Here is a 17,260-nt window from a genome sequence, read left to right as displayed (position 1 = left end):
TGTTGCCCCGGTGAGACGGCAGTGGGTCCACCGGGGCTTCGCGGTTAGAGTCCGCGGCCCGTGTCGCTGCCCACGCTGCTCACCGCCGAGAGTCTCCGAGCCACCGCTGGAAACACCTTCGCCCGGGGCGAGGCGTACTGGCGCGAGGGCCGGGTGCGCTCGTGCGTGCTGCGCGACGACGAGCTCGAGGGGCTGGTGGAGGGCACGCAGCCCTACCGCGTCCGGGTGTCCGCTCCGCGCGGCTCGCTGCTCGCCCGCTGCACGTGCCCGGCCCGCGAGGAGGTCTGCAAGCACGCCGTCGCGCTCGGCCTCTCGTTCCTCGCCCAGCGCGGCGTGGTTCCGGAGACGCCACCGGAGCCGGCCGGCGGGACGGGCTCGCGGGAAGGGCCCTTCTCCCTGCGCAAGGACCTGGAGCAGTGGGCGGAGGCCCATCACGTCCGCTACGCGCTCTCCGTCTCCGCCGAGGTCCTCCTCCCGGACCTGCCGCTCAACGAGCCCCAGCGCAACGGGCTTCGCTACGCGCTCAACGGACTGGCCCTGCGGGACGTGGGCTCGCGGGAAGGCGCGCAGCGGCATGGGGGCGCTCGCGGCAGGGGACTCGAGACGGCGCTCACCGAAGCCACCTGGGACTACCTGAAGGCCGAGGCCACCTCCGTCCAGCAAGCGTCCGCCGAGGAGAACGCGCGCCGCGAGGTCCATCCGGACGCCGCGCTCGCTCCCCTCTGGTCGCGCCTGCTCGAGGTGCGGCGCACCCTCCGCCCCCTGGCGTCTCCGCGCTCCCGCGAGCGGCGTGCCTCGGGCACGTGGGGCTTCGATGCCCAGGCCCTCGCGCTCACGTGGAAGGAGCGGGACCGGGTGGTGCGCGGCGGCCCCGACTACTCCACGGTGAGCGTCTCCGCGCGGCTCACCTTCCCCGGCGGTGGCGAGGGCCAGGCCGAGTGCAGCTGCGGCGCCCGGCAACGGGGCTGCACGCACCTGCTGGGGTTGATCGACACGACGTTGGAGCTGCTCGATGACGCCAGGCGCGCCACCGAGGCCCGTGCGCTCGCGGATGAGCTCCTCCGTCCGAGCTGGGCCCGTGCACTGAAGGAACTGGAGCTCTTCGAGACCGAGGCCGCGAAGCCTCGCGCCACCATCGAGGTGTGGTGGTGCATGGAGCACGAGCTGGGGACGCTCACCGTGTCGCCGCTCGTGAAGAAGCAGACGCGCCGGGGGACGATGAGCTCGGGCGCGCGGATGACGGCGGCCCGGCTGCTCGAGGAACACCGGGAGCTGCTGTCCGAGGCCGACCTGCGCATCGCCGAGAACCTCGCCTCGTGGGCCCCTGCTTCACGGGCCGCGGGGACATACCCGTCGCGGGCCTTCCTCGCGCTCGTGGGCCATCCCCGGGCCGTGCTGGAGCTGCGCCCGGAGGAGCCGCTGGAGGTGAAGCGCGTGCGGCTCGGCTTCTCCGCCCTTCCGGCCGATGACCACATCCGCCTCGAGCCCTCGGTGGAGGGCGAGCGCTTCAACCCGAAGCTGCTGGGCACCCTGCTCCGCGCGTTCGCCCCGGGAGAGCCGCTCTTCACCGTCGAGGAGCAACGCGGGCGCTGCCTCCTCATCGACGTGAACGAGGACGCGCGCCAGCTGTGGAACGTGCTCGAGAAGCACGGAGACCGCTTCCCCCCGGAGAGCCACGAGCAGCTGCTCGAGCGGCTCTCGCGGCTGGAGGCGCGCCTGCCCCTCGTGGTGCCCAACACCCTCAAGGGCCGCGAGCTGAAGACGGAGACGCGCACCGTCGTCCGGCTGCGGCTGCTGCCCGACGTGTCGCTGGAGCTGGAGCTGCTCGTGCGTCCGGGAGAAGGCGCGCCGCTGTACCACCCCGGCGTGGGCCCGAGGGACGTGCTCCTCTCGCGCGGGGGCGAGCGCGGTTACGTGCGCCGGCAACTGCTGCAGGAGAACGAGCGGGCCCGCGCCGCGCTCGGCCAGCTCCCGCTCAAGGGCGCCGAGGAAGGTCCGCCCTTCTGCTTCCGGATGGGGGACACGGACGCGGCGCTGCGGCTCGTGGCCGCGCTGCGCGATCCTCCCGGCGACATCGACGTCGAGTGGCTGGACGAGAAGCCCCACATCACCTCCTCCGTCGGCCCGGAAGCGCTGAAGGTGCAGGTCGAGCGCAAGCGGGACTGGTTCGGCGTGAATGGAGAGCTGAAGGTCGAAGCGGGGCGGCTGGAGCTCGCGGTGCTGCTCGATGCCGCGCGCAGGCAGAAGCGCTTCGTCCGCGTGGATGCGTACCGGTGGGTGGAGCTCAGCGACACCCTGCGCCAGCGGCTGCTCGCGGTGTCGGACCACACGTTCATCGGCAAGAACCGCGTCGAGCTCTCCCCCGGAGCCGTCCCGGCCATCAACGCGCTCGTCGACGCGGGCGCCGAGGTGAAGACGGGCCCCGAGTGGCGGTTGCTCACGCAGCGGCTGGCGCACTCGCTCTCGTTGAAGCCCAAGCCGCCCACGGGGCTGAAGACGACGCTGCGGGACTACCAGGTGGAGGGCCATGCCTGGCTCAGCCGCGTGGCCGCCTGGGGCGCGGGCGCCTGCCTCGCCGACGACATGGGCCTGGGGAAGACGGTGCAGGCCATGGCCCTCCTCCTCGACCGGGCGCGGCTCGGCCCGGCGCTCGTGCTCGCGCCCACGTCGGTGGCCTACAACTGGGTGCAGGAGCTCGAGCGCTTCGCTCCAGGGCTCCGGCCGGTGCTCTACGCCGAGCAGGCGGACCGGGCGAAGTGCCTGGCGAAGCTCGACAAGAAGGACGTGCTCATCGTGAGCTACGGGCTGCTCGTGCGCGATGCGGCGCTCCTCGCGGCGCTCTGCTTCTCCACGCTCGTCGTCGACGAGGCCCAGGCGCTCAAGAATCCGAACACGCGGCGCGCGCGCGCGGCACGGCAGCTCCAGGCGGACTTCCGCATCGCCCTCTCGGGCACGCCGCTGGAGAACCACCTCGGCGAGCTGTGGAGCCTGTACGCCATCGTCTTCCCGGGCCTGCTCGGAAGCTGGGAGCAGTTCCGCGAGCGCTTCGCCGGCCCCATCGAGCGCGGCAAGGACCCCGAGGCCAACGCGGCGCTCGCCCGCGTGCTGCGTCCCTTCCTGCTGCGGCGCACGAAGCAGGAGGTGGCGCGTGAGCTGCCCGCGCGCACGGAGATTCAAGTCCCCGTCGCGCTCTCCGAGGAGGAGTGGGCGCTGTACGAGGACGCGCGTCTGGCCGCGGTCGCCGAGGTCAGTACCCAGGGCAAGGGGCTGCGCGACGAGCAGCAGCGCTTCCAGGTGCTCGCGGCACTGACGCGGCTGCGCCTGCTGGCCTCGCACCCGCGGCTCTACGACTCCGAGTCCCAGGTCACCTCCTCCAAGATGCGGCGCGTGCTGGAGCTGCTCGAGGAGCTGCGCAGCGAGGGCCACCGGGCGCTCGTCTTCAGCCAGTTCACCTCGCACCTGGCGCTCGTGCGCGAGGAATTGGACCGGGCCGGCTTCACGTACCAGTACCTCGACGGCTCGACGCCCGCGGGGGCCCGGGCCCAACGCATCCAGGCCTTCCAGGACGGCGCGGGCGAGGTGTTCCTCATCTCGCTCAAGGCCGGCGGCACGGGCATCAACCTCACGGCGGCCGACTACGTCATCCACCTGGATCCGTGGTGGAACCCGGCCGTCGAGGACCAGGCCACGGACCGGGCGCACCGCATCGGCCAGAACCGGCCGGTGACGGTGTACCGGCTCATCGCGCGGGGAACCATCGAGGAGCAGATGCTCTCGCTGCACTCGGACAAGCGCGCGCTGGTGGCGGGGGTGCTCGAGGGCACCAACGCGGCGGCGCGGCTCACGACGAAGGATCTGCTCGCGCTGCTCGCGGCGGGCGAGTCTCCGCGCGAGGGAGCCGACGACGGCGAGGGCACGCCAGCGCGCACGGTGCACTGACGTCCGCCGCGCGAGCCCTCACCCGGTGTCCCGGCCGCGCTCCCGCTCTCCCACCCGCTCGCGCTGCACCGGCAGCTCCAGGGTGAAGGTGGCGCCCTGGCCCAGGCCAGCGCTCGCGCACGAGAGCAGGCCGCCCAGCTCCTCGGCCGCCACAGCGCTGGTGTGCAGCCCGAAGCCGTGCCCGTCCTTCTTCGTGGTGAAGCCGTGGGAGAACAGGCGCGCGAGGTGCTCCGGCGCCACGCCCACCCCGTTGTCGCTCACGGAGATGCGCAGGCGCCCTTCCCCTCCCGGCTCCACGCGGATGGTGAGACATGGGTCCTCCCGGCCGCTGTCCTGCATCGCGTGGCGCGCGTTGCTCAACAGGTTGAGCAGGATTTGCAACAGCCGGTGCCGGTCCACCCAGACTGGAGGCACGTCGGCGTACTCGCGCCGCACCTCGATGTGCAGCCGCTCGAGCGAGACGGATTGCAGGCGCAGTGCGCCGTCGAGGACCTCGGGCAGGGACACCCGCTCCACCAGCCCCGAGTGGCTCGCGTACTGCTGCTGCATGGCCACCACCATGCGGATGTGCTCCACGCCCTCGTGCAGCGTCCGCACCTCCTCGAGAATCCCCTCCCGCTCCTTCCCCAGCTGCGCGATGGCGGCCTGGAGGTAGGCCGGGAGCGTCCGGCCCCGCGGGTCCTCGGCGAGGAAGGCGCCCAGGCCCGCCTCGTGCTCGCGCAGCAGCTCCGCCGCCTTCTCCAGGCCGGCCATCCGCAGGCCCCGCAGCCGCTCCTCCAGCAGGCTCGCCGATACGTTCACGCTGTTGAGCGTGTTGCCCACGTTGTGCAGCACGCCCGTGGCCACCTCCGCCATGCCCGCCTGCCGCGAGGCATCCACCAGGCCGCGGTGCAGCTCGCTCAACCGCGCCTCGGCCGCCTTGCGCTGCGAGATGTCCCGCCCGAAGACGGTGAGCTTCACCACCCGCCCCTGCTCGCTCAGCACGGGGCTGACGATGAACTCCATGGTGAGGTAGCCCCCGTCATGCGTGGGGAAGCCCATCTCCTCGTGCACGAGCTGTCCCGCACCGGCCCGGGCAATCCACTCCCTCCAGCGCTCCTGCCGATCCGGAAGGGACAGGCCGAAGATGAGCTCGCCTCGCGGCAGCTCCCTCCCGAAGCGCCGCAGGAAATAGGCCCGCGCCGCCTTGTTGATGATGATCAGCCGGCCTTCCAGGTCCAACGAGCACACGACGTCATCCGTGCTCTCGATGATGCTGACCAGCTCGCTCTCGCTGTCGCGCAGCGTCCGCAGTGCCCGCTGGCTCGCCGCGTGCGTCTCGGCGCGCGAGGCCAGGAACAGCCCGCTCACCGCCCAGCCGCATAGCTGGAACATGGCGGCCAGAGCGCTCAACAGCCAGCCGCTGCCGCTCGCGTCCGGGTCCGCATGGAGCACATGGAAGAGGAGCGCGTTCGAGGAGGAAATCAGGGAGAAGAACAGCCCCAGGCGCCACCCCAGCAGGTAGACCGAGGTCACTGGGATGAGCATGCCCAACGCATGCGTGGCCATGGCCAGCGAGCCCAGGCTGAAGGTGCAGACGAGGTCCGCCCCCGAGATGACGGAGCACACGAGCAGTGAGGGCAGCCGCGTCGACGCGCCCCGGCGCAGCAGCGACAGCGCGACCACGAAGCTCGCCACGCACACCCCGCCCACGAGGCTCAGGCTCCGCGCGTGGGGGGTGAACCACGCCAGCACCACGAACAACACATCCAGCCCGAACAGCAGCGCGCACACCCCCACGAGCAACCGGGCCCGGCTCAGCTCGATGGCGTCCCCCCGGCGCAGGCGCACCGAGAGACACGCGTCCAGCCACGTCCGGATGCGCGCCCAGACTGTCCGGCTCGCGGCTCTCCGCTCCCGCTGCCACGAACCTCTGGACGCGTCAGCGCGTCCATCGGAAATGCTCGCCATGGGCGCTGACCATGCCCCAACAGGGTGGAGGCGAGAAAGCCACCCCCGTGCGTTTCCCGCACCGCGGGTACGGATGCCCGCGCCCCCTCCCATGCCGGGAGTGAAGGGCGCGGCTCAGGAGGCCAGCGCCGCCGGCGCTTCGAGCGCGCGCTCGCCCATGGGCAGCAGCAGCGAGAAGGTGGTGCCCTGGCCCTGCTCGCTGTGCACGCGCAGCTCCCCGCCCATCTTCTGCACCAGCGAGTGGCTGATGGACAGGCCCAGCCCCGTGCCCGAGCCCGCGGGCTTGGTGGTGAAGAACGGGTCGAAGATGCGCGGCAGCACCTCGGGAGCAATCCCGTGGCCGGTGTCCGAGACGTCCACGCGCACGAAGCCGTCCTCGGACGAGGTGCGCACGCGCAGGGTGTGGCGCTGCGGCGCGCCGGGCTGCATCGCCTGGAGGGCGTTGATGACGAGGTTGAGGAACACCTGGCTGAGCCGGCTCTCGCTGGCGAACACCGCCGGCAGCTCCACCCCGTAGTCCTTCTCCAGCTTCGCCGTGCGCTTGAGCTCCGTCTGGGCCATGCGCAGCACGAAGTCCAGGCTCGCGTTGACGTCCACGGGCGCGAGCGACTCGTCCGGGGCGTGCGAGAAGTAGCGCATGTCGCGCACGATGTCCCGGATGCGCTTGCACCCATCCAGCGACTCGGCGAGCACCTCCTGGGCCTCGACGAGCACATCCGCCAGGTGCGCCGGGAAGCCGGGCAGCGCGGCCAGCTGCCGCTCCAGGTCGTCGCGCCACCCCTGCAGGTAGCTCAGGTTGGAGAGCACATAGGCGATGGGGTTGTTGATTTCGTGGGCGATGCCCGCCGCCAGCGCCCCCACCGACGCGAGCCGGTCGTTCTGGATGCTCTGCTGCTCCAGCCGCCGCTTCGCCGTCAGGTCATGCCCCACGACGAGCAGGCGCCGCGAGGAGCCCACCTCCTGGAGCGTGGCGGAGAGGTCCAGCACCACGCGCTCGCCCCGCGCGGACCGCAGCCCCACCTCCACGCGCACCGAGCCGCGCGCGAGCAGCGTCTGGAGCGCCTCGCGCAGCGGCTCGCGCTCGGACTCGGGGGCCAGCTCCTCGAAGGAGGTGCCGAGCAGCGCCGAGGGCTCGCGCTCCAGCAGTCGTGCGGCCACCGGATTGGACTCCACCACCCGCCCCGCGTCGTCGAGCAGGAAGACGGCATCCCCGGAGGACTCCATCAGCTGCCGGTCGCGCTCCTGCGTCTGCTTCACCTGCAGCCGCAGCCGCAGCAGCAGCTCCACCTGGCGCTTGAGCGCGAGCAGGCCGCGGCGCTGGTCCTCGCTCAGCACGTGGGGCACGCGATCAATGACGCACAGCGTGCCCAGGTTGAAGCCGTCCTCGGACTGGATGGGCACCCCGGCGTAGAAGCGGATGTAGGGAGCTCCCGCCACCAACGGGCAGGCGGCGAAGCGCGCGTCCTTCGTGGCGTCCTCGATGACGAAGACCTGCTCCTGCTCGATGGCGAAGGTGCAGAAGGAGATGCAGCGCTCCGTCTCCTTCACCCCCGGCAGGCCGGTGATGGCCTTGAACCACTGCCGCTCGCGGTCCACCAGGCTGATGAGCGCGATGGGGACACCACACATGCGCGCGGCCAGTTGGACGAGGTCGTCGTACTCGGACTCGGGAGGCGTATCGAGGATGCCGTAGCGCTGGAGCGCCTGGAGCCGCTGTTCTTCGTGCAGAAGGCCTGGGGGAAGCATGCGCTGTTTGATTTGCATCCCAACCCCGCATGCGGCAGTGCTCCGCGGCACCACTGTGGGAAGGGCGACACTCGCGTGGTGTGTCCTTCAACACAGAGAGAGCAGCCAGCCTGAAGTCCGCCAACGCCGCTGGAAGAAGGGGCCACGGAGCAGCGGAGAAGGCCTCCCGGAAGCCCGCGCGGGCCGCTCAGTGATACGCGACGAGCGTGACCCGGACCCGGCTCTTGCCGGCGAAGCTGGGGAGCCCGGTGAACCCCACGCCCAGGGCGGATGGACCCGCGACGGTGCGCAACAGCTCGAAGCGCCACTCGCTCACCACCGCGTCGCGGCCCTTCAACACCTCCGGCGGCGGTGGCCCCGCCTCCTCGCCGAGCGCCTGCACGGACGACACGGCCGCCCCGTCCAGGCCCGGATCGCCCGAGGACGCGAGGAGTTCCACGGCGAGCACGTGCCCATCGGCGGCCTGCGTGAGACGCACCCCCACCACGCCATCGGTGCGCGTCCATTCGTAGGGCAGAGAGTAGGCCAACCGTTTGTAGGCGTCCTCGACCACGGCCGGTTGCGAGGGCAGGCTCGCGAGTGGATCGGGCCGGCGCAGCTGCGCGAGCGGGTCCTCCATCGTCGCGGAACGGGAGAGCACGCTCGAGACATCGCGGGCCTTCTGGCGCACCTTCGCCCCGAGCTTCGCCTCGCGCTCGGCGTCCGCCTGGGCCTTCTCGAAGCGGCGCAGGAGGGTCCGGCCCACGCCGCTGAAGTACGAATGCGACAGGCCGTTGCGGGTCCGCGCTTCGGCCATGCTGTCGCGGACCGTTCCGGCGACGAGCTCCTCGGGAGAGGCGGGGTGCTCGGGGGCGTGGAGGCGGGTGCCCGGCGGCCCGGGCTCGGCGGGCGTGACGGGGAGGGTTCCGTTGGGCGGCGGCACCAGCGTCTCCGCGCCCGGAAGGAGCGAGGGCCGCGAGGGGCTGTCCTCCGCTCGGGGGCTGTCGTTGGCCAGGGGCGCGGGCGTGGGAGCCGCCTCGGGCACGTCCTCCTGCGGCGGGCGATCGCTTCGCTCCACGCGTGTCCGCTGCTTCGGCGCACGGCGGGGTGGTACCGGCGGAGGCGGTGGCAGCGGAGCGGTGCGGACGGGAGGAACGTCGACGACGTGTACCTCCACGGGGACGTTGAAGGCACGCGAGGGCGGAGGGGGCGGCGCTGGAGGCCGCGTCCACAGCCAGCCCAGGAGGCACAGATGCAGCAAGAGACTCGCGGCCAGGGCGAGCCGCAGGCCACCGGAACGTCTCCTCTGGATACGTGGCTTCGTGGACACCGGGCCGCGGGCCCCCCACTCACATGTGTCCTTCCTCTACGCGAGCGTCAACCGGCCATTGCGTCCCGCTGTCGGGGGGTGCACGCCCCCGTCACTCCGCGTGGGCGTCGAAACGGTTGTGCCGTTGCGTGTCGCGCATGAGGCCGTACACGAGCAGCGAGCACAGGATGCAGCCGGACACGTACCAGAAGAACCAGCTCTCGTGGCCCTGGAGCTTGAGCCACGTACCCAGGTACTCGGCCGTGCCGCCGAAGATGGAGACGGTGAGCGCATAGGGCAGGCCCACGCCCAGGGCACGGATGCTCGCCGGGAACAGCTCGGCCTTCACCACCGCGTTGATGGACGTGTAGCCCGACACGATGACGAGCGCCGCCAGCACCAGCAGGAAGGCCGTGAAGACATCCTTCGTCCGCGTGAGCGCCGTCATCAGCGGCACCGTGCACAGCGTGCCCATGACGCCGAACCACATCAGCACCGGCCGGCGGCCCACCTTGTCGGAGATGAAGCCGAACACCGGCTGGAGCAGCATGTAGATGAACAGGGACACGACCGAGATGAGCGTGGACTGGTCTCGCGTCAGGCCCACCGAGTTCACCAGGAACTTCTGCATGTAGACGGTGTACGTGTAGAAGGCGAGCGTGCCGCCCATGGTGAGCCCGACCACGAGGGTGATTTCCTTCGGGTGGTTGAGCAGCTCGCGCATGGGCCGGTGCGCCGTCTTCCGGGCCCTCTCCGCCTGGAAGGCCTCCGTCTCCTCCATGTTGCGGCGCATGTAGAAGCCGAACACGGCCAGCGCGGCACCGCACACGAAGGGGATGCGCCAGCCCCACGCCTCGAGCTGCGCGCCCGTGAGCACCACGCGCTGTAGCACCAGCAGCGTCAGCGTCGCGAGCAACTGGCCCATGATGAGCGTGACGTACTGGAAGGAGCTGTAGAAGCCGCGGTGGCGCGAGGTGGCCACCTCGCTGAGGTACGTGGCGCTCGTGCCGTACTCACCACCGAGCGAGAGCCCCTGGAGCAGCCGCGCCAGCACGAGCACCACCGGCGCCAGCACGCCGATGTCCGCGTACGTCGGGCACACCGCGATGACGAGCGAGCCCAGACACATCAGCGTGACCGACAGCGTCAGCGCCGCGCGGCGCCCGCGCAGGTCCGCGTAGAGCCCCATCACCCAGCCGCCAACGGGCCGGATGAGGAAGCCGAGCGCGAACACCGCCGCCGTGTTGAGCTGCTCGACGACGGGGTTGTCGCTCGGGAAGAACGACTTCGCGAAGTACAGCGAGAACGCCGAGTAGATGTAGAAGTCGAACCACTCGATGAGGTTGCCCACCGAGCCGCCGAAGATGGACAACAGCCGCTGCCGCATGCCGCGCTCGGCGGTGGCCGATGATTCGGTGCTGGTCGAGGACACGGACTGGGTCGGGTTCACGGGGCCGAACCTATATCAAACCCCGCGCCCCGCTCCGCTCAGGCCGGAAACAGGTGCCCGCGCAGCTCGTCGAGTCCCAGCGGCGAGCACAGCTCGGGCGAGAAGAGCACGTCGAGCGCACGCTGGGCGAGCGCGGCGGCGGGCGCGGCGACGAGCACCCGGCCACACTCCTCGAGCTGCTCGCGCACCAGCCCGATATCGCCGTACAGCTCGGCGAGCTTCATCCGGTCCTCGACGGACAGGTCGCGCTTGAGCTCCGCGGTGACCTGGCGCAGCTGCACCGAGCGCCCATCCGGCCGCTGCACCATGGGCTCGGGCTCGTCCTCGTCCACCTCCTCGCCGAGCAGCGGCCAGATGTCCGTGAGCGCCGTGGGCGACTCGACCACCAGGAGGCCCACGCGCCGGGCGCACTCCTGACACGAGGCGCCACCGAAACGCGGCAGGTTCAACGCGGGAGAGGCTTCAGCGCCACAGAAGAGACAGGCGGCCACGGCCGGACGGGGAGTGGAATCCATGGGGCTCTCCCGTAACGTCCTCGCGCCATGGAGGCCAGCACTCCCGCTCCATTTCGCCTGCCTGCCCGTCTGGCCTGCCTCCAGGTGGACAAACCGCGGGCCGCCCGCGTCCGTCGGCCCGTCCCTGCCGCACCGCCCGCGCCGTGGCCATGTTCGAGCAAAATTCCTCACGAAAGGCGGGGCGGAGATGAACGAGCAGAATCCGGACGACAAGAAGGGAACGCGTCAGGGCGCGGGCGAGAACCAGGACGAGCAGATCCGACACAAGGGAGGCGAGCGCTCCACCTCCGAGGAGAAGCAGTCGGGCCCGCAGCCCGAGGGCAACGGCGGCACCGGCCAGCCCGCGGCCTTCCCACCGCACAACTGAGCGCGAGGAGGCACCATGTCTTCGGAGTGGGCGCAGGAGGCCGAGCGTCAGGCGAAGGCCATCACGCGGGACCTCGTCGAAGTGGGCAAGGTGAAGGGCTTCCGGGTGCTGTACCAGAAGCGGGAGGCGCGCTTCGTGCTGCACGCCCGGACGGCGACGGCCTACTTCTCGGCCCACGATTACCAGACGCCCCGGGGCATGGACTGGCTGCAGCTGCGCATCGACATCCTCACGCGCGTACGGCAGGGAATGCAGCAGGGCGAGCAGGACGAAGCCGAGTCCACGCCCGCCCCGTGAGGACGCACAGTGTGGAGCCGCGTCGCTCCAGCGGCTTCACGTCTTCAGGATGAACCGAGCGCCTCTCCCTCGAGCCAGTCTCAGTGCTTGCAGAACCAGTCCCACATGACGCAGTGGCCCAGCTTGTCGTTCTCGACGCACTCCTTGCGCCAGATCTTGCATCCCGGCGTCTCGCCGGGCAGGTCCTCGAGCTGGCTGCTCATCGACTCGCTGAGCTCCAGTCGATTTCCCTGAGGCAACCCGAGCAGGTCGCGCATCTCGTCATCGCAGACGAACACGACGTTCCCCGGGTTTTTCTCCGCCCGCTCGAGCTGCTCACGCTGGCTCGTCATGAAGGCACGCTGGTCGGCCGTCAGCTCGAACTTCGGAGGCAGTTGGTGGTTGCGGTTGGCCTGGATGAGCTGCTCCAGGTAGCCCTTGATCGAGGCGCGCTGCTCCCGCGTGAGCGCGGGCAACCGGATCTCGATGTCGCTCTTCATGGTGTGCTCCCCCTGTGATGGACGAAGCGTAGCAAACAGAGGCCGAACCGGCATCCGACGCTCACGCCCAGCAGGCACAGCCCACCGCATCACCGCCTTGGGTTCTTTAGGGTTGCGGACCAGGGCTGGCGTCCATGAGCGGCGCCAGACGCGAGGAACGACATGGACCCGAAGAAGACGCGGACGCAGTGGCGCGGTCAGCGCGGTGTGACCCTCATCGAGTTGATGGAGCTCCTCACCTTTCTTGGACTGATCACGGCGGCGGTGGCCGTGGTCATCATTCCAAGGATCGAGGAGCCCGCGCAGGGCATCGCCACCACCGCCTCCGGCGCGAACGGCACGCCGGGTGGAGAAGGGCCCCACGCGGATGGCTCCTCACTCGGCCTTCAAAGAGACGCCGCGGTGAGCCAACAGCCCTGACTTCACTTCCCGGTGGGCTACCGCGACAGCCCGTCGAAGTGCGTGTCGAGGCGAACCCGAGCGTCGGGGCGGTTGAGCTCGTTGACCTTCGGCGACCCACTCCTCACGGGCCGCGGAAGGCGGCGGCGTTGCGGAGCGCGCGGAAGGTGGCGGTGCCGACACGGTAGGTCTCGGAGACCTCGGCCGCGGTCGCGAACGGCCGCTCGGCGATCAGGGAGTCGACGACAGTCTGGTTGATCTCGAAGGCGAGGATGCCGTGCAGCTCCTCGGCGTTCGCCTCGTTGGCGAGGGCGACGATCGCGGTGGCCTCGGTGGCCGAGGTCGCGATCTGGTCGTAGATGCCGCTGCAGCTCGCGCCGACGAGGCTCGCGGCTCGCGCGGCGGTGAGGAGTTGCTGGAGCCGGGTCTCGGCGACGCCGTTGACGGCGACCACCGACGCGATCGAGCTGAACGGCGCGACGGTGCGCGCGTCGACGATCGCCTGGGCGACGTTGCTCGGCAGGTAGGCGTCGAGCGCGGCGTACGACGCGGTGTTGACGTAGGTGAGGAAGCCGGCGCACTCGGGCGCGGTATCGCCCTGATCGTAGTCGTAGGTGAGCGGGCCGCACTCCTCGGGATAACCGTCGTGGATCGCGGCGCCGACGACCGTGGTGTTCCAGTAGAGAACCGCGCCATACGGGTTGTCGCCGACGTGGTAGTCGACCTGGACGTAGCGCTGGCCGGTGCCGCTGTCGCGCAGGATGGTGGCGCGGAGCTCGTGATCGTCGGCGTGGAGGAAGGCCTCCTCGACGGTGGTGATGTCGTTCCAGGCCGACTCGCGGAACGCGGTGACAAACTGGGCCTTCTGGAGCGCGGTCAGCTCGGGAATGTCGGCGGTGGTGTAGGTCCGGACCGACAGCACCTCGTCGCCGAGGCCGCAGGCGCCGATCGACTGCGCGGCGCTGCCGAAGTCGGTGGAGTCGGTGGAGTCGGTGGAGCCGGCGGCGCAACCGGCGGCGGTCACGGCGAGGAGCGAGGACGTGATGAGCGCGAGATAGAGCCTGCGATGCATGTGGGTTCTCCTGGGGGCAGGCAGACACTCTAAAGCAGCGAGCCCCCAGGGACGAGGGCGCCAATCCCCATGGGTTGCCAGGTCTTCCAAGACATCGCACCCGGCTCAAATCCAGAAGACGATGTCGCGCTCCTCGTCGCCGGGGCCCGGGCCGTGTCCGCCCTCGCGCAGCCAGCCGCGGTAGGCCTCGATGTCCGCGTGGAGCAGGTCCGCCTCGGTGCCCGTGAAGACGCCGCCGCCGGGGCCATTGAGCAGGCCCTCGCGCTGCACCTTCATGATGTTCACGTCCTGGAGGATGACCTGCGTGGTGTACCACTTCACCAGCGGCTTCAACGCCCGCGCCACCAGCGCGCGCGGCAGGTCATACGGCAGCCGGTAGCTGATGGCCGTGTACACGAGGCTGTCCGTGGGACCGATGGGCGTCACCTGTGAGTTGATGGCGAAGCCGCTTCGGTCGCCCCACATGTAATCCACGCGCGTGACGTTCGGGACGAAGTAGTGGTCCGTGTGGACCATGGGCAGGCCCCCCGGATTGAAGAGGCGCCCGAGCCCCGTCACGGTGTCCTGCTCCTGCTTGTACGTGACGAGCACGCTGCCCTCGGAGCGCTTCACCGTGGCGGGCACGCGCTTCTTCGCCACGCGGCGGAACCAGCCCTCGTGGACGAAGACGGTGTGCGGCACGTCCATGAAGTTCTCCACGAGGTTCGTCACCCCGTTGGGGAAGCGCGTCACCATGAAGTACACGGTCCACTTCGGCTCGCCCCAGTACGGCACCCGGAAGGCGGGACGGCGCGCGCGCGTCGAGTCCCCACCCATGAAGACGAACACGAGCCCGTCCTGCTCCAGCGTGTCGAAGCGCTGCAACCGGCCGAGGTCACACGGGCGCACCTGGAGGCCCGCGCTCGCGTGGCCGTTCGCATCGAGCACCTCGCCGCACTGCTTCGGCCCGAGCGAGGGAACCTCCACCACCGCGCCCGACGCGTCATACACCCAGCCGTGGTACGGGCAGCCGAGCCGCCCATCGAAGACGGCTCCGGCGGACAGGCGCGCGTTGCGGTGCAGGCACCGGTCGCGCAGGGCCACGGGCCGGCCATGCTCGTCGCGGAAGAGCACGACGCTCGTGCCGAAGACGGTGCGCGAGAGCGGCTTGCCCGCGGGCAGCTCGGTGGAGAGACAGGCGACGTACCAGAAGTCCTCGAGGGCGCCGCAGCGGGTGAGGTCGGCCTCGGCCTCGAGGTCCACCGCGGGCGCGGTGACGAGCGCGAGGCTCGGGGCTTCGTTCGGGTTCCTCATGGGTGCTTCGCTCCTCGGTGGGAGAACCAGGCGCTCCAGCCCGCCTGGCGATGAAGGTCGGTGGGTTTGATGTCCCCGGCTCGCTGCCCGAGCGCGATGCAGCGGGCCTCGTAGTTCCGGGTACCCTCGGTGACGCGGACGGCGCGCACGGGCCCGAGCTGGCCGAGTTCCCGGGCATAACGGTAGTGGTAGCCCTCGCGGAGCGCGTGCTCGAGGGCGTGGGCGGCCTCTTCGAGGCGCGTGTCGGGCGCCTCGGTCTCGAGGAAGAGCCGGTAGGCCGGAGGCGCGCCGCTGTCCCACTCGGGAGCCACCATGGCGAAGGGCGGGCGCTGGCCGCCGAACGCACCGGGCAACAGGGACTCGAGCACGGCGGAGACGCGCGTGGCGGCGAGCTTCTCGCCGACGAGGTCGCTCACGGTATCCGCGCGGCCGAGGAAGCGCAGACACGGCGTGGCGTGGTGGTAGCCCTCGACGCGGACGAGGTCTCCGATGCGGTAGCGCAGCAGCCCGCCCGAGGTGGACAGGAGCACGGAGTAGGTGCGCCCCACCTCGAGCTCCTGGGCGAGCCGGGGACGGGCCTCGGGGTGCTCGGGGTCGAGGAACTCGAAGAAGTGGCTGCGGATGGCGAGCACGGGGGCGGGGGCACCGAAGAGCGGGAGCGAAACCACCCCCTCGGTGGCGAGCAGCCCCTTGCCCTGGACCTCGACGCCCTCGAAGCGGCGGCGCGCGGGAGCGACGGAGTGCGAGGCCTGCGCATCGGTCCACATGCTGAGCAACGAGAGCCGGGGCCAGAGCGCACGTCCCTGAAGCCCGGAGCGGAGCACCTCGCGAAGAACGCGAGCCCGCTCGGGCCGGGGCTCGAATCGCATCCGCGATAGCACCGAGCCCAAGCTTCCCTCTCCCTCCGGGAGAGGAGGCCTGCACACCCCGCGTTCCAAATCCTCGGCCAGCCGCTCCCCGTGCCGCTCCAGCGCGTCCATGAGGAGCGTGAGGAAGCTCGGGTTCCACACGCTCAGGAGCGCGAGGTCCTCGCACGCCACGAGGAACCACAGCGTCACATACCGGCACGACTCGACGTCGGGCAGGTGGGCCACGGCGCCGGGCACGGCGAACACGCGCGAGAGCAACGGCTGCAAGAATCGCGGGAAGTACGCCGAGTCCTCCACGCTGCCCACGGGAATGCCTCCCGGGGTGCGCCCCTGCTTGCGGCCGATGGGCGAGATGGACCAGTAGCTCGGGCCCTCGCGGAGGGCGGGGCGCGAGTGCAGCAGGTCGTACAGCATGGGCGCGAGCGCGCGGTGGAACTCGTCGAGCAGCCCGCGCGTCACGGGGACGAGCTTGGACGCTCCCGAGGAACCGCCCGAGGGCTCGAAGCGGACCACCGGCTCGCGGGTGAGGACGCGCGGTGTCCCCGCCTCGAGCGCCTCGATATCCCCGAGCACCGAATCCGGCGTGGAGATGGGCACGGCGTCCTGGAGCTCGCGCGCGGTACGCAGGAGCGAAAAGCCCGGGACTCGCGTGGCCTGGGTGGTGTCCCGGGTGGCGCGGAGGACGCGGGACAGGCACTCGGCCTGCGCCAGCTCGGGACGGGTGAGGGCCCGGTGGAAGCGCAGCGCCGACGGTGCCTGGGCCGCCATCAGGCACGACAGCATGCGGCGTGACGTCAGCACGGATCCAACCCGGGGCTCGTCATGCCCTGGCTCCCACTCCCATCCACTTGAGGCCCCGGCGCGTCCACAGCCGCAGCTGCTTCATCGTCAGCTCCGTCAGTGCCCACAGCAGGTCCCTCGCGCGGATTTCCGCCAGGCACACCAGCTCTTCCCCATCCACGTGCCCGGGGTTGCTCTTCGCGAAGAAGGCGATGTCCGGATGGGCCGCCGCCGCCCGGTCGATCGGCGCCACCCCATCGCGCACCCGGTAGTGCGAGCTCCCGAAGCGCACCGTGCCTCTCGCCGCGTCGTACTGCGAGCCGAACCACCGCGCGGCCAGCGAGTGCACGAAGGACACGCGTCCCGCCGGAGCCTCCCAGTCGTGGCGCGGCAGGGTGCGAGGGAAGTGATTCACCGCGAGCAGGTACGTCTTGTAGCCCGCGCTCAGCAGCAGCCACAGCAGGGGGCGCAGGGGGCGGCGCAGCTTGCGCGCGAGCATGAAGCGCCCGAAGCGCACCTGAAGCTCCTTCTGTCCCCAGTAGTCCGGATGGATGACGGTGTCGCCCGAGAAGACGACCTCCACCGTGCGCCCCTCCACCTGCTCCTCGGCGACGCGCAGGGTGCTGAAGCCCACCAGCTCGCCCGAGCGCCGCGCGGACAGGAGAATCACATACTGTTTGTCGGCCAGGTCCCGGGCGAAGCGCTCGGCACTGACGCCCGCGTAGCACACCTGCATCAGCGCGAGCAGCTGCGCGCGCTGACGCTCGGTGAGCGACGCGCACGGGACGGTGGCACCCTTCAAGGCGGAGAGCATCG

General features: G+C 70.7%; 14 protein-coding genes. 4 read left to right on the top strand and 10 right to left on the bottom strand.

The features are described from left to right. Window positions 1-60: 60 nt before the first annotated feature. Entirely contained in the window at window positions 61-3,939 is a 3,879-nt protein-coding gene (locus ACJ8AN_RS12980; RefSeq protein ID WP_407755631.1) for an SNF2-related protein, read from the top strand. Between the two features lie 18 nt (window positions 3,940-3,957). Here ACJ8AN_RS12980 and ACJ8AN_RS12975 read toward each other — a convergent pair whose 3' ends face one another. From ACJ8AN_RS12975 to ACJ8AN_RS12955, 5 genes are all read right to left on the bottom strand, one after another. After that, window positions 3,958-5,769, bottom strand: coding sequence for an ATP-binding protein (locus ACJ8AN_RS12975; protein ID WP_407755630.1), 1,812 nt, complete (start codon window positions 5,767-5,769; stop codon window positions 3,958-3,960). 234 nt (window positions 5,770-6,003) lie between these two features. Next, window positions 6,004-7,653, bottom strand: coding sequence for an ATP-binding protein (locus ACJ8AN_RS12970; RefSeq protein WP_407755629.1), 1,650 nt, complete (start codon window positions 7,651-7,653; stop codon window positions 6,004-6,006). A gap of 169 nt (window positions 7,654-7,822) precedes the next feature. Further along, window positions 7,823-8,692: a hypothetical protein gene (locus tag ACJ8AN_RS12965; RefSeq protein WP_407755628.1), complete on the bottom strand. Its 870-nt coding sequence runs from the start codon at window positions 8,690-8,692 to the stop codon at window positions 7,823-7,825. 343 nt (window positions 8,693-9,035) lie between these two features. After that, complete coding sequence (locus ACJ8AN_RS12960; protein ID WP_407755627.1) at window positions 9,036-10,373, bottom strand: MFS transporter; 1,338 nt, start codon at window positions 10,371-10,373, stop codon at window positions 9,036-9,038. A 38-nt stretch (window positions 10,374-10,411) separates the two neighbouring features. Beyond that, window positions 10,412-10,888: a hypothetical protein gene (locus tag ACJ8AN_RS12955; RefSeq protein ID WP_407755626.1), complete on the bottom strand. Its 477-nt coding sequence runs from the start codon at window positions 10,886-10,888 to the stop codon at window positions 10,412-10,414. Between the two features lie 187 nt (window positions 10,889-11,075). On the opposite strand from ACJ8AN_RS12955, the gene ACJ8AN_RS12950 reads away from it, so the two are divergent. Together ACJ8AN_RS12950 and ACJ8AN_RS12945 are read left to right on the top strand one after the other, a co-directional pair. Next, the gene (locus ACJ8AN_RS12950; protein WP_407755625.1) at window positions 11,076-11,255 is read left to right on the top strand and encodes a hypothetical protein; all 180 of its coding nucleotides are present in this window, start codon (window positions 11,076-11,078) and stop codon (window positions 11,253-11,255) included. A gap of 15 nt (window positions 11,256-11,270) precedes the next feature. Further along, window positions 11,271-11,552 (top strand): hypothetical protein, encoded by a 282-nt coding sequence (locus ACJ8AN_RS12945; RefSeq protein WP_407755624.1) that lies wholly within the window; start codon window positions 11,271-11,273, stop codon window positions 11,550-11,552. An 80-nt stretch (window positions 11,553-11,632) separates the two neighbouring features. Here ACJ8AN_RS12945 and ACJ8AN_RS12940 read toward each other — a convergent pair whose 3' ends face one another. Next, the gene (locus tag ACJ8AN_RS12940) at window positions 11,633-12,031 is read right to left on the bottom strand and encodes a hypothetical protein (RefSeq protein WP_407755623.1); all 399 of its coding nucleotides are present in this window, start codon (window positions 12,029-12,031) and stop codon (window positions 11,633-11,635) included. 162 nt (window positions 12,032-12,193) lie between these two features. On the opposite strand from ACJ8AN_RS12940, the gene ACJ8AN_RS12935 reads away from it, so the two are divergent. Beyond that, the gene (locus tag ACJ8AN_RS12935; protein WP_407755622.1) at window positions 12,194-12,451 is read left to right on the top strand and encodes a type II secretion system protein; all 258 of its coding nucleotides are present in this window, start codon (window positions 12,194-12,196) and stop codon (window positions 12,449-12,451) included. 103 nt (window positions 12,452-12,554) lie between these two features. Here ACJ8AN_RS12935 and ACJ8AN_RS12930 read toward each other — a convergent pair whose 3' ends face one another. The 4 genes from ACJ8AN_RS12930 to ACJ8AN_RS12915 all read right to left on the bottom strand — a co-directional run bounded on the left by ACJ8AN_RS12930 (window position 12,555) and on the right by ACJ8AN_RS12915 (window position 17,258). Further along, window positions 12,555-13,502: a hypothetical protein gene (locus ACJ8AN_RS12930; protein WP_407755621.1), complete on the bottom strand. Its 948-nt coding sequence runs from the start codon at window positions 13,500-13,502 to the stop codon at window positions 12,555-12,557. 105 nt (window positions 13,503-13,607) lie between these two features. Beyond that, window positions 13,608-14,795, bottom strand: a complete 1,188-nt coding sequence (locus ACJ8AN_RS12925; RefSeq protein WP_407755620.1) for a Rieske 2Fe-2S domain-containing protein — start codon at window positions 14,793-14,795, stop codon at window positions 13,608-13,610. After that, the gene (locus ACJ8AN_RS12920; RefSeq protein ID WP_407755619.1) at window positions 14,792-16,465 is read right to left on the bottom strand and encodes a GH3 auxin-responsive promoter family protein; all 1,674 of its coding nucleotides are present in this window, start codon (window positions 16,463-16,465) and stop codon (window positions 14,792-14,794) included. The genes ACJ8AN_RS12925 and ACJ8AN_RS12920 overlap by 4 nt, the downstream gene beginning before the upstream one ends. Before the next feature lie 19 nt (window positions 16,466-16,484). Next, a complete protein-coding gene (locus ACJ8AN_RS12915) occupies window positions 16,485-17,258 on the bottom strand; it encodes a hypothetical protein (RefSeq protein WP_407755618.1) in 774 nt (257 codons plus the stop codon). Window positions 17,259-17,260 lie beyond the last annotated feature (2 nt).

Source organism: Archangium sp. (assembly GCF_045802675.1).
Lineage (GTDB): Bacteria > Myxococcota > Myxococcia > Myxococcales > Myxococcaceae > Archangium.
The sequence above is the reverse complement of the archived record's forward strand: the minus strand, read 5'-3'. Positions and strand labels throughout refer to the sequence as shown.